11 protein-coding genes are annotated in these 12,212 nt (G+C 62.8%); 5 read left to right on the forward strand and 6 right to left on the reverse strand.

Translation table 11 applies throughout. The annotated features are described in order from the left end of the window. Nucleotides 1–131 precede the first annotated feature (131 nt). On the forward strand, nucleotides 132–1,334 hold the full coding sequence (locus NKI69_RS13275) for a pyridoxal phosphate-dependent aminotransferase (protein ID WP_023809728.1): 1,203 nt from the start codon (nucleotides 132–134) through the stop codon (nucleotides 1,332–1,334). Between the two features lie 91 nt (nucleotides 1,335–1,425). On the opposite strand, the gene NKI69_RS13280 is transcribed toward NKI69_RS13275, so the two are convergent. Together NKI69_RS13280 and NKI69_RS13285 are read right to left on the reverse strand one after the other, a co-directional pair. Then, nucleotides 1,426–2,943, reverse strand: coding sequence for an MFS transporter (locus NKI69_RS13280; RefSeq protein WP_023809729.1), 1,518 nt, complete (start codon nucleotides 2,941–2,943; stop codon nucleotides 1,426–1,428). Between the two features lie 182 nt (nucleotides 2,944–3,125). Continuing rightward, nucleotides 3,126–3,521 carry a (R)-mandelonitrile lyase gene (locus NKI69_RS13285; protein WP_023809730.1) on the reverse strand — a complete coding sequence of 132 codons (396 nt, stop codon included), beginning with the start codon at nucleotides 3,519–3,521 and terminating at the stop codon, nucleotides 3,126–3,128. Between the two features lie 290 nt (nucleotides 3,522–3,811). On the opposite strand from NKI69_RS13285, the gene NKI69_RS13290 reads away from it, so the two are divergent. Together NKI69_RS13290 and NKI69_RS13295 are read left to right on the forward strand one after the other, a co-directional pair. Continuing rightward, on the forward strand, nucleotides 3,812–5,863 hold the full coding sequence (locus NKI69_RS13290) for an elongation factor G (RefSeq protein WP_023809731.1): 2,052 nt from the start codon (nucleotides 3,812–3,814) through the stop codon (nucleotides 5,861–5,863). A gap of 719 nt (nucleotides 5,864–6,582) precedes the next feature. Next, entirely contained in the window at nucleotides 6,583–7,080 is a 498-nt protein-coding gene (locus NKI69_RS13295; protein ID WP_023809732.1) for a methyltransferase family protein, read from the forward strand. A gap of 175 nt (nucleotides 7,081–7,255) precedes the next feature. Here NKI69_RS13295 and NKI69_RS13300 read toward each other — a convergent pair whose 3' ends face one another. Continuing rightward, the gene (locus tag NKI69_RS13300) at nucleotides 7,256–8,152 is read right to left on the reverse strand and encodes a LysR family transcriptional regulator (RefSeq protein WP_023809733.1); all 897 of its coding nucleotides are present in this window, start codon (nucleotides 8,150–8,152) and stop codon (nucleotides 7,256–7,258) included. A gap of 79 nt (nucleotides 8,153–8,231) precedes the next feature. Then, nucleotides 8,232–9,206 (reverse strand): thioredoxin-disulfide reductase, encoded by a 975-nt coding sequence (trxB, locus tag NKI69_RS13305; RefSeq protein ID WP_023809734.1) that lies wholly within the window; start codon nucleotides 9,204–9,206, stop codon nucleotides 8,232–8,234. Nucleotides 9,207–9,454: 248 nt separating this feature from the next. Here trxB and NKI69_RS13310 point away from each other — a divergent pair, with 248 nt between their 5' ends. Together NKI69_RS13310 and NKI69_RS13315 are read left to right on the forward strand one after the other, a co-directional pair. After that, nucleotides 9,455–9,934, forward strand: a complete 480-nt coding sequence (locus NKI69_RS13310) for an Lrp/AsnC family transcriptional regulator (RefSeq protein ID WP_023809735.1) — start codon at nucleotides 9,455–9,457, stop codon at nucleotides 9,932–9,934. 251 nt (nucleotides 9,935–10,185) lie between these two features. Next, a complete protein-coding gene (locus tag NKI69_RS13315; RefSeq protein WP_023809736.1) occupies nucleotides 10,186–10,980 on the forward strand; it encodes a glycosyltransferase family 2 protein in 795 nt (264 codons plus the stop codon). A 4-nt stretch (nucleotides 10,981–10,984) separates the two neighbouring features. Here the strand turns inward: NKI69_RS13315 and NKI69_RS13320 are convergent, their stop codons facing one another. Then, nucleotides 10,985–11,644: an HAD family hydrolase gene (locus NKI69_RS13320; RefSeq protein WP_023809737.1), complete on the reverse strand. Its 660-nt coding sequence runs from the start codon at nucleotides 11,642–11,644 to the stop codon at nucleotides 10,985–10,987. Further along, nucleotides 11,637–12,209 carry a D-sedoheptulose-7-phosphate isomerase gene (locus tag NKI69_RS13325; RefSeq protein WP_023809738.1) on the reverse strand — a complete coding sequence of 191 codons (573 nt, stop codon included), beginning with the start codon at nucleotides 12,207–12,209 and terminating at the stop codon, nucleotides 11,637–11,639. The genes NKI69_RS13320 and NKI69_RS13325 overlap by 8 nt, the downstream gene beginning before the upstream one ends. Between the last annotated feature and the right edge of the window lie 3 nt (nucleotides 12,210–12,212).

The following is a 12,212-nucleotide window of genomic DNA, read 5'->3' on the forward strand; positions in this document are numbered from 1 at the left end:
GCCCCGGTTCCGATCACAGCTCCTTGAGACCTGGATCAGCCGACAATGCTTGCGTTGCGCGAAATCATGCGACATGAGAAGCGCCGCGGTCGCTCCTGGCCGCGCCGATCTTCCATGGAGACGTCAAGCTCATGGCCTTTCTTGCCGACACCCTTTCCCGCGTGAAGCCTTCCGCCACCATCGCGGTCACGCAGAAAGCGCGCGAGCTGAAAAATGCCGGCCGTGACATTATTGGGCTTGGCGCCGGCGAACCGGATTTCGACACGCCAGACAACATCAAGAATGCGGCGATTGAGGCAATCCACCGTGGCGAAACCAAGTATCCGCCGGTTTCGGGCATCGTGCCGCTGCGCGAGGCGATCGCAAAAAAGTTCAAGCGCGAGAACAATCTCGACTACAAGCCCGAGCAGACCATAGTCGGCACCGGCGGCAAGCAGATCCTGTTCAACGCCTTCATGGCGACGCTGAACCCCGGCGACGAGGTCATCATTCCTCGCCCCTACTGGGTCAGCTACCCCGAGATGGTGGCGATCTGCGGCGGCACCTCCGTGTTTGCCGACACCTCGATCGACAACGGCTTCAAGCTGACCGCTTCCGTGCTGGAAAAGGCGATCACGCCGCGCACGAAGTGGCTGCTGATGAACTCGCCGTCGAATCCCTCGGGCGCTGCCTACACCGAGGCCGAACTGCGCGCGCTGGCCGACGTGCTGTTGAGGCATCCGCATGTCTGGACGCTGACCGACGACATGTACGAGCACCTGACCTATGGCGATTTCGTCTTCAAGACCATCGCCGAGGTCGAGCCGAAACTCTATGAGCGCACGCTGACCATGAACGGCGTGTCGAAAGCCTATGCCATGACCGGCTGGCGCATCGGTTATGCAGCGGGTCCGGTTCAACTGATCAAGGCGATGGACATGATCCAGGGTCAGCAAACATCGGGCGCCTGCACCATTGCGCAATGGGCATCCGTCGAGGCGCTGAATGGCCCGCAGGATTTCATCGCCAAAAACAAGGCGATCTTTCAAGGCAGGCGCGACCTTGTCGTGTCGATGCTCAACCAGGCACGCGGCATCACCTGTCCGTCGCCGGAAGGCGCCTTCTATGTCTATCCCTCCTGCGCCCAGCTGATCGGCAAGAAGACCAAAGCTGGCAGGCTGATCGACACCGACGAGACCTTCTGCTCGGAACTGCTCGAAGCCGAGGGCGTCGCGGTGGTGTTCGGCTCGGCCTTCGGCCTCGGGCCCAACTTCCGCATCTCCTACGCGACCTCGGAGACGCTTCTGGAAGAAGCCTGCACACGCATCCAGCGTTTTACGGCTTCGCTGACCTGACCGACGCACTATGAACGCGAAAAACCCCGAAGGTTGTGTCCAACTTTCGGGGTCAGTTCATCACCGCCGGGTTTTTAATGGGTCGTCAGCCTCACGCCTCGTGCTTGGTCTCTTTGGCAGAGCGCGCCTCGGCCGGCGCCAACACGGCAACCAGCAGTGCGGCGGTGAGGAACGCGCCGATCGCTGCTGTCAGCATCGCGGCGTGGAAGCCGCCGGCATAGGCGGCAGTATAGAGTTCATGCACGCCGCTTTCGCCCATCGCCGCATCGGTTGCGAAATCATGCCGCGAAATTGCAGCACGGGCCACCGCTTCCGCGTTGGCGACACCGGCATCGCCGAGATACCCGGTCAAAAGGTTGGTCGCCCGCATGCTCATCAAGGCGCCGAGCAAGGCGATGCCGATGGCAAGACCGCTCTGGCGGGTGGCATTGATGACCGCCGACACCATGCCCGAGCGTTCGCGCGGCGCATAGGACATGGCCGCGGCGCTGCCGGTTGGAATCGCCAGCGCATTGCCGAGGCCGCCAATGGCGAACAGAAGACACAGCATCGCGTAGGATGTCGAAGGGACGGCCCAGCACATGCCGAGCATGGACAGACCGATAGCAACATAGCCGATGGTCATCAGCGCGGAGTGACCATAGCGCGCGCTCAGCCTGCCGATCCATGGCGACACCACGATCTGGACGATGAAAGCCGGCGCCATGCGCAGGCCGGTCTGCGTCGGCGACCAGCCCTGCACCTGCTGCAGGAACATCGAGAAGAAGAAGACGCTGGAATAGGAGGTGAAGCCGAGCGCGAACGAAGCGACATTGGCGACGGCGAAGCGAACGTCACGGAACAGGCCAAGCGGCAGCATCGGCCGTGCCGTGCGCGCCTCGAAGCCGAGGAAAGCAGCCAGGCCGACGACGCCGGCGATGAGCGCCGCGACCGTCCTTGGCTCGCCCCAGCCATTCTCGCCGGCCGAGATCAGGCCAAAGGTCAGCGCCCCCAGCCACAGGATGCTGAGAGCCAGACCGACGAGATCGAGATGGGCATGTTCGGGATGCGCCGTCTCGTTGATCGAAGCAGCACCGAGCGCGATCGTGATCAAGCCCAGCGGCAGGTTGATCAGGAAGATGCTTTGCCAGCCGACGGTCTCGACCAGGATGCCACCGAGGACGGGACCAACGAGCAGAGAGATGGCAGCGAACGACGCCCAGCCGCCAATGACGCCGGCGCGCTGGCGCGCATCGGGAAAGGCCTGCGTCAGGATCGACAGCGCGCCTGGAATGAGCAGCGAGCCGGCGATGCCCTGTACCACTCGGCCGGCCAGTAGCACCGGCAGATTGGGCGCGACGGCGCAGATCAGCGAGCCGGCCACGAAGATGCCGACGCCGGCCAGCCACGAGCGCTTGCGGCCGTAGCGGTCGCCGATCAGGCCCGACGACAGCATGAAGGCGGACAGGCACAGCGTGTAGGCGTCGACCACCCATTGCAGGCCGCCGAAATCGGTTTGCAACGCCTGCTGGATGGTCGGCAGCGCGACATTGACGATGCTGACGTCGAGCAGAGCCACGAACGAACCAAGATAGACAGCGGCGACCAGGGGCAAACGGTGCTTTGACATGGCTACGTCCGGACGTGAGTTTCGCAATCATCACTGACCGACGGTCAGTTGAAGGGGCGGCATGGCGCTGTCGATCCGGCGATTGAGCATGGCCTGCGCCACGATACGGGACTCGCCGCGAGTCGCCCTCTTCTAAAAATGTAGCGGCTGGAAGAGAAGCCGGCTTCCTGCGGACTGAGCATTCAGCCGCCATATTGTTCCGATGTCACCCCCTCCAGCCAATCGGCATGGACATCGTCGAGCGCCTCCTGCATCGCGATATGCGTCATCGCCGATTTCGGCGCCGCGCCATGCCAGTGTTTTTCGCCAGGCGCGAACGAGATGACGTCGCCGGCCCTGATCTCCTGGACCGGGCCGCCCCACGTCTGGGCAAGCCCGGCGCCCACCGTCACGTAAAGCGTCTGGCCAAGCGGATGCGTATGCCAGTGGGTGCGCGCGCCCGGCTCGAAGCTGACCAGCGTGGCCCGCAGCCGCGCCGGCGCCTCTTTCTCGATGATCGGCGTCTGCAGCACCCGGCCGGTAAAGTATTTTTCCGGTGCGATGACGGTCGGCACGCTGCCGCAGGCAATGATCTTCATGGGTCGATGGTCCTTCAAACAGCGGGCGACGGATCGCCTGTTTTCAGTTTCGGCCGATATCGATCGACGTGCAACAGCTTCCGGCTGCCAGCCCAGCATATGATCCGCACGGTCCACGGCCGAGCAAAGGGTTTCTATTTTTCTTGCCCTGCCGGCAAACAAGTGGGACGATGGCTTTGGGCAGGTGGCACTTGAAAAGAACCCGCCCGCGACGGTCGAACAGGCCGGCCGCCGCTCAGAACCATACATGCCAGTCGGTCCTACGGGAAACGCCTGAGTGGAGGTCAGTCATGGGTACTCGCGCCGGAGGACGACGCACGGGACCGAAATGCATTGCCATAGTCGGTCCCTTCGCAAGCGGTAAGACGACACTTCTCGAAGCCATATTGGCCCGTACGGGCTCAATTCCCCGACAAAATCCCGTTTCATCAGGTAACACCGTTTCAGATCATTCGCCCGAGGCGCGCGCCCACGCCATGAGCGTCGAGGCGACGGTCGCCACAACCGAATTCATGGGCGAGCAGATCACCTTCGTCGACTGTCCCGGTTCCATCGAATTCTCCTTCGAGGCCGAGCCGGTGCTGGCCGCCTGCGACCTCGCGGTGGTCGTAGCCGAGGCCGACGAAAAGAAGATCCCTGCCCTGCAACTGATCATGCGCAAGCTCGATGATCTCGGCGTGCCGCGCATTCTGTTCCTCAACAAGGTCGACAAGGCAATCATCGGTGTGCGCGACACGCTGAAGATGCTGCAGCCGGCCAGTGCCGTGCCGTTGCTGCTGCGCCAGATTCCGCTGCGCAAGGACGGCGTCGTCATTGGTTCGATCGACCTGGCGCTGGAGCGCGCCTACATCTATCGCGAATATGCCGAAAGCGAGGTGGCGCAGATTCCCGGCGACGACAAGGCACGCGAATTGGAGGCACGCTTCTCCATGCTGGAGACGCTGGCCGACCATGACGACCAGTTGATGGAACAGCTGCTCGAAGAGATCGAGCCGCCCAAGGACGCCGTCTTCGACGACCTTGCCGCCGATCTGCGCGACGGCGCGGTGACGCCGGTGCTGATCGGCACCGCCGAGAAAGGCAACGGCGTGCTGCGCCTCTTGAAGGCGATCCGCCACGACGCGCCCGACATCGAGGCGACCCGCAAGCGGCTCGGCGCACCCGACGGCGCGGCCACCTTGGTCCAGGTAATCAAGACCATCCACACGCCGCATGGCGGCAAACTGTCGGTATCACGTATCCTCTCCGGCCAGGTCGTCGACGGCTCCGAACTTTGGCTGCCCGGCGGCGACACGGCCAAGGTCTCCGGCATTTACCGAATGCTCGGCAAGGACCAGGTTAAGCTCACCATCGCCAAGGCCGGCGACACGGTGGCGCTGGGCAAGCTGGACGAGGTCAAGACCGGCCAGACGCTGAGTTCGGCCAGGGGCGGCATCAAGCCGCTGCTTGAGTTCGTGCCGCCGCAGCCGGTCTTCGCCTTCGCGTTGCGCCCCAAGGAGCGCAAGGACGAAGTGAAGATGTCGGCCGCCATCCAGCGGTTGGCCGAGGAAGACCCTTCGCTTAGCCTGCGCCACAATCAGGACTCGGCCGAGACCGTGCTGTCGGGCCATGGCGAGATGCATTTGCGCGTCGTGCGCGAACGGCTGGAGGGCAAGAACCAGATACCGGTCGAAGGCCATGCGCCGGCGGTGCCCTATCGCGAGACGATCCGCAAACCGGCGCAGCAGCGCGGCCGTCACAAGAAACAGTCCGGCGGCCATGGCCAGTTCGGCGATGTGGTGATCGAGATCAAGCCGCTGCCGCGCGGCTCCGGCTTCCAGTTCACCGATACCATCACCGGCGGCGTCGTGCCGAAGACCTACATCCAGTCGGTCGAAACCGGCGTGCGCGACTATCTGAAGTCCGGGCCGCTCGGCTTTCCCGTGGTCGATGTCGCCGTCAACCTGTCGGACGGCTCGTATCACGCGGTCGATTCCTCCGACATGGCCTTCCAGATGGCGGCCAGGCTGGCGATGAAAGAAGGCATGGCCGCCTGCTCGCCGGTGCTGCTGGAACCGGTGATGAAGGTCGAGATCGTCACGCCGTCCGACGCCACCTCGAAGATCATCGCGCTCATCCCGCAGCGGCGCGGCCAGATCCTCGGCTACGACGCGCGGCCCGACTGGCCGGGATGGGATGTCGTCGAGGCAACCATGCCGCAAGCCGAGATCGGCGACCTGATCATCGAGTTGCGCTCCGCGACCGCGGGCGTTGCCAGCTACCGTGCCGTCTTCGACCACATGGCCGAACTCACCGGCCGTCTGGCCGACGAGGCGATGAACACCAACGGCAAGGCTGCCTGATGGCGTGGCGTTCCTCTCGAACCTGATTTGGGGGAACAAGAGAAAACGACGTCCGGCGGGGCCGGACGTCGTTTTGTTCGCGGACCGTTTCCTTGGGAGGTAAAACGTCAGGTCCGCCGCATTTGGTACCGCCGAGTTCGGCGGAAAAACGGTTCGGACGCGGTAGCCGCCTGAGCCCGGGCCGTACGAGTGATGCCCCCATCTCCCGTCCGAACCACACCGCGTCCTATGATCTACATAGCAGGTCGCGGGCGTCCGGGATATGTTACCAGAGGTTACATGTCACCGTTACGTGGCAATTGTGATGGAATTTTTGGCCGGCCCAGCAGGGCACAGGCAACAAAAAAGCCGGATCAATGAAGATCCGGCTGAGTTTGATTGGAGTGCCTGTTAAGGCTAACCTCCAGAGGGGAACACTCGAGGGCGCTAATGGGAGGAGAACGCGCCCAGGAGATGATCTATATATGTGCTCATCATGCCCAAGAAACAAGCATCTATTTTGCAACACACACATGCAAAAAGACGCAGGCTGTGGTCTAACCCATTCCAGAAGCCAATAGGACCAGCAAAATCGTCGAAATGGAGCGCTGAATCGGGCAATTGCAACTACAGAATCGCTAATCTCGGCTGGCTTTCGGCTCGAAATGCCAAAACTGGGCAATGATGTGGAAGCGGGCAGTAGGCGTGCATTTGTAAGGCAATCGGGGAGGAAGCAGCCAATGCGGACGTTTTCGGCGATCGCGGGCAGTGCGGCCTTCTTCATCGCGGCGCCCTGCGTGGTTGCCGGGCTGGTGCCTTGGCTGTTGACCGATCGCTGGGGCTTGCCGTGGTCTGGTCTCCCGGGCTTTGTCCCTGTCGGCGGGCTTCTGATCGTCGCCGCGGTCGCGGCACTCCTGCATGCCTTCGGCCGTTTTGCGCTTGAGGGCCTGGGCACACCCGCACCGGTCGCCCCGACCGAGAGGCTGGTGATCGGTGGCATCTACCGCCATGTCCGCAACCCGATGTATGTCGCCGTGCTGTCGATCATCCTCGGCCAGGCGCTGCTGTTCTCGAGCTGGGCGCTTGTCGCCTATGCAGTCATCGGCGCGATCGTCATGGGCTCTTTCGTGCGGTTCTACGAGGAGCCGACCTTGGCTCACCGCTACGGCGCCGAATACGACACCTACCGCCGCAACGTCCCGGGCTGGCTGCCTCGACTGTCGCCCTGGCGTGGTTGAGCCACCATCGCAGGGCGCGTTGAGATTCAGGTCAGGCCGAGTCGAGAATGGTGGCTGCCGAGAACCGGAGCGGAGGGTACTTAAGTACGTGAGCACAGTTCTACCGCGATGCGGTAGACGGGGAAGCGCAGGAAGCGGCCATTCGCGGCGGCCTCACTTGAATATCGGCATGCCCTCAGAAGGACCAGCTTCGGGCCTTGGCGATGATGAAGTCCCGGAACACGTGCAGCTTGGCCTGGTTCTTCATCGCGTCGGGATAGGCGAAATAGGTGTCGAAAGACGGCACCTCGGTCTCCGGCAGCAGCTGCACCAGATCGGAGTCCTTGCTGATCACATAGTCGGGCAGCATGGCGATGCCGGCACCGCCCTGCACCGCACGCTTGATCGACAATATGTCGTTGATCTGCAGCGTCGGCACCCTTTGTCCGCCTTCGAAATCACCGACCGTTTCCAGCCAGTTCAGCTCCGACAGATGCGACGGCACCGGCACGCCGAAGGTGACGATGCGATGGGCCTTCAGCTCGGCGACGGAAGACGGCTTGCCATGCTTGGCGACATAGGATGGGGCCGCGTAGAGGTGGAAATGCACGGTGAACAGGCGGCGCTGGATCAGGTCCGGCTGCTGCGGCTGGCGCAGCCGGATGGCGCAATCGGCCTGGCGCATGGTGAGATCGAGTTCCTCGTTGGCGAGGATCAGCTGCAGGCTGATTTCGGGATAAAGTTCGATGAATTCCTGTACCCGCTCGGTCAGCCAGCCGGCGCCCAGCCCCACCGTCGTCGTCACCCGCAGCACGCCCGACGGGCGATCCTTGGTCTCGGTCAGCCGGGACTTGATGGTCTCCAGCTTCATCAGCACGTCATGCGCCGTGCGAAACAGCATCTCACCCTGCTCGGTCAGCACCAGCCCGCGGGCGTGGCGGTTGAACAGCGGCACGCCGACATCATGCTCGAGCGCGCTGACCTGCCGCGAGATCGCCGATTGCGACAGATGCAATGTCTCGGCCGCATGGGTAAACGACCCCGCCTCCGCCGCAGCGTGAAACACGCGTAGCTTGTCCCAGTCCAACGCCATGATTCCCCTCGTTCTGTTTTGGCGTCTGAATGAAAAATCAGGCTTTTACACGGCGTTTCTAAGCCGCTCTCTGAACTCTCTACTCGGCCGCTTCGCGATGCACTTCGATGCCGGCCAGATACTTCTCCGCCTCGAGTGCGGCCATGCAGCCAAGCCCCGCCGCCGTCACCGCCTGGCGGTAGATATCGTCGGTCACATCGCCGGCCGCGAACACGCCCGGCACATCGGTGCGGGTCGAATCCGGCGCCGTCCACAGATAGCCGTTCGGCTTCTGCTTGAGCTTGCCGGCGAACAGTTCAACCGCCGGCGCATGGCCGATGGCCACGAACACGCCGTCGACCTTGAGGTGCGACACCTCGCCGGTCACCGCATGCTTGAGCTTCAGCCCCTCGACCGAGGGCGGCAGCGGCGTCTTGCCGGGCCGGCCGGTGATCTCGTCGACGATCGTGTCCCAGATGACGCGGACATTGTCCTTCTTCAGAAGCCGCTCGCGCAGGATACGTTCGGCGCGAAAATCGCTTCGCCTGTGGATGACCGTCACGCTCTTGGCGAGATTGGACAGATAGAGCGCCTCTTCCACCGCGGAATTGCCGCCACCGATCACCGCGACATCCTTGCCCCTGTAGAAGAAACCGTCGCAGGTGGCGCAGGCCGAGACTCCAAAACCCATGAAGTCCTGCTCGGTCGGGATGCCCAGCCATTTCGCTTGCGCGCCGGTGGCGATGATCAGCGCGTCGGCGGTATAGGTGGTGCCGGAATCGCCCTTGGCACGGAACGGTCGCACGTTGAGGTCGACCTCGGTGATGATGTCGTTGATGATGTCGGTGCCGACATGCTCGGCCTGTTTTAGCATCTGCTCCATCAGCCACGGACCCTGGATCGGGTCGGCGAAGCCGGGATAGTTCTCGACATCGGTGGTGATCATCAATTGCCCGCCCTGCTGCAGGCCGGCGACCAGCATCGGCTTCAGCATGGCGCGGGCGGCATAGACCGCTGCCGTATAGCCGGCCGGACCGGAACCGATGATGAGAACGGGCGCGTGCTTGGTGGTCATGTAAAGCCTCTGCGGAGGGCTGCCGGCAATTGCGGCATGGAAAACTCGATCATTGTCGCGCGTAATGTAAGTGTTGCCCACGACGCCAGCAAGGCAAGTTGGAGTTCGTCCCCGGAAAGCTTTGTCACACCTGTCGCCCGCTGATCCCGCGAAATATTCCGGGCGAAGGATGGAATGGACAGCGAAGTCGTTTAATTACAAAATCACGCAAGATTCTTGCGTATTGCCCCTTGTGATCGAGAGCCCCCATGCCGCTCAAGGCCGACCTCGACGCCATCGACTGGAAGATCCTGCGCGAATTGCAGGGCGACGGCCGCATGACCAATGTCGAACTGTCGAATCGCGTCGGCATTTCGGCGCCGCCATGCCTGCGCCGCGTCAAGCGCCTGGAGGAAGCCGGCATCATCCGTGGCTACCGTGCCTTGCTCAATGCACCAGCGCTCGGCCTCGATGTCGTTGCCTTCTGCCTGGTCGGCCTGCATCATCAGGCCGATGCCGAGCTGCGCATCTTTGCCGAGCGCACCCGCGGCTGGCCGATCGTACGCGACGCCTGGATGGTGTCGGGCGAATCCGATTTCCTGCTCCATTGCGTGGCGAGCGACCTTGGCGCTTTCCAGACCTTCGTCATCGAGGAACTGACCTCGACCCCGAATGTCGACACGGTGCGAACAGCGCTCACCATCCGCCGGGTCAAGGACGAAGGGCTGGTCTCGTTCGCACAGCCTTGACCCGGTTGAACCGCAGCGGGCTTTCGCCGATGCGGCTTGAACGCCTCGCCATATCAGCGCCGCTTTGGCGTTCGATAGCTCTCCTGTGAAGCCGGATGTTCTGCCGTAGCCGTCTTGTTGGTTTCCTAGAGCAATTCCAGAAAAAGTGTGTAACGGTTTTCCTGGGGAAAGCGCATAGCGCTTTCGGGATTGCGTAAACAAGTGGCGCAGGGCAGCCCAATTCCGAGAATTGTGTGCCGTGGGGTGGGACGATGACTCGATTTTCTAGCCCGGTTTCGGCGCTGGTCATCTGCATGAACGAGGCCGATATGATCGGCGAGTGCCTGGAAAGCGTCGATTTCTGCGCCGAGATCATCGTCGTCGATTCGGGCTCGACGGACAGCACTCTGGACGTCGTCAATGGGTACATCGCCAAAGGCTACCCGATAAGGCTGTTTCACAACGATTGGCCGGGCTTTCCTCGTCAGCGGCAATTCGCGCTCGATCAGGCCACGCAACCATGGTGCCTTTCGATTGAAGCCGACGAGGCCATCGACGACGTGCTCAGGCAGTCAATCATGAATGTGACCCAGCTTGGGAGTGACGCCTTCGACGGATGGTACATCAGACGCCGCGACAAGCTGAAGGGCTATGGCTATGCGCACCGCTGGGTGCTTCACAACAGGCTGCTGCGTCTTTTCCGCCGCGACAAGGCCACGATGGACCTTAATCTGCGGGTCCATGAGTCGTTCGAGGTGCCAGGCGAAACCGGCACGATAGAAAATGGCGTGCTGCTGCATCGCCGCGAAATGACCATTGCCGAGGATCTGGCAAGAGCCAACACCTACTCCAGCCTCAAGGTTGCCACGCTGGTCGAACGAGCCAAGAAGCCCGGCCTGATAAGACTGGTGCTGTCGCCTCTCGGCAACTTCCTGAAGTTCTACCTGGCCAAGCGCTACTTCCTGTGCGGCCGGCACGGATTCGTCTATTCGATGCTGGTGATGCTGTATTCGTTCGCGACAGAGGCCAAGCTTTATGAAGCCTGGCGAGACAAAGATCGGATGTAAGCCGTCACGGCGCGCCCGAGGCGGTGCCAAGCGCAGCTATTGCGGCGAGCAGGCCGTCGAAATCCGCGCGGGCGCACCAAGGCTGAATTGTGAAGCCCGATCGGACAGCTGCTTGCCCGTCTACCAGCCAGCCCTGCGCGAGGCCGGCGCGTTGTCCCGCCTCCATGTCGGCCTCCTTGTCGCCGACGATCAGCGAACGCCGCAGATCGAGCCCGAGGCGCCCGGCCGCCTCCAGCAGCATGCCCGGATTGGGCTTGCGCATCGGATGATCGGCGACCGCAAGCACACCGGTGCCAGCTTCGTGATAGGCGCAGGCGACGACCATATCGACGAACGCATTTTCGGCGCGCAGCAGCTCGAGCACGCGGCCGTTGACGGCAGCGAAATCGCCCCAGCCGAAATAGCCACGCGCGATGCCCGACTGGTTGGTGACGATGATGACCGGAATGCCGGCCCGGTTGGCGGCGGCTATCACCGCGGCTATGTCCGCGCGCAGCACCATTTCGGCAGGATCATCCGGATAGCCCGTATCGACATTGATGGTGCCGTCGCGATCGAGGAACAGCGCCGGCGCGCCGGCGGCGAACAGCCTTGAGCCGACCTGCTCGACCCATAGGCCAGGCTCCGCCAGCGGATAGCGGCCAGAGGTCGGGGGATCAGCCATTGCTGAGGCGCGCTTCGACCACCTCGCACAAATGATGGTAAAGGCACAGATGCCCCTGCTGGATGATCGGCGTCGAGGTCGACGGCACGTTGAGCAGGATATCGGACAGAGGCTTCAGCTTGCCGCCGGTGTCGCCGGTCATGCCGATCACCGTCATGTCCATCCTCCGCGCCTGTTCGGCGGCGGCAAGGATGCTCGGCGAATTGCCGCTGGTCGAGATCGCCAGGAGCACCCCGCCGGCGGCGCCATGCGCCTCGACCTGGCGCGAAAAAACCGTGTCGAATCCATAGTCGTTGCCCCAGGCGGTCAGCACCGCTGCATTGGCCGGCAGCGCGATGACATTGTAGGCCTTGCGCTCCTTGAGAAAGCGGCCGACCAGTTCGCCGGCAATGTGGATGGCGTCGCTGGCCGAGCCGCCATTGCCGGCGATGAGCAAGGCTTTCCCCGACGAAAGCGCCGTCACCACCGCGCTCGCTGCCCGCCCCATCTCACCGGTCAGGTCCCGTTCGACCATGGCTGATATGGCAGCCGCGGAGCGGACAAGATAATCGTTCAACTCGGACATGAA

The sequence above is a fragment of the Mesorhizobium sp. M0491 genome, from assembly GCF_040321265.1.
Lineage (GTDB): Bacteria > Pseudomonadota > Alphaproteobacteria > Rhizobiales > Rhizobiaceae > Mesorhizobium.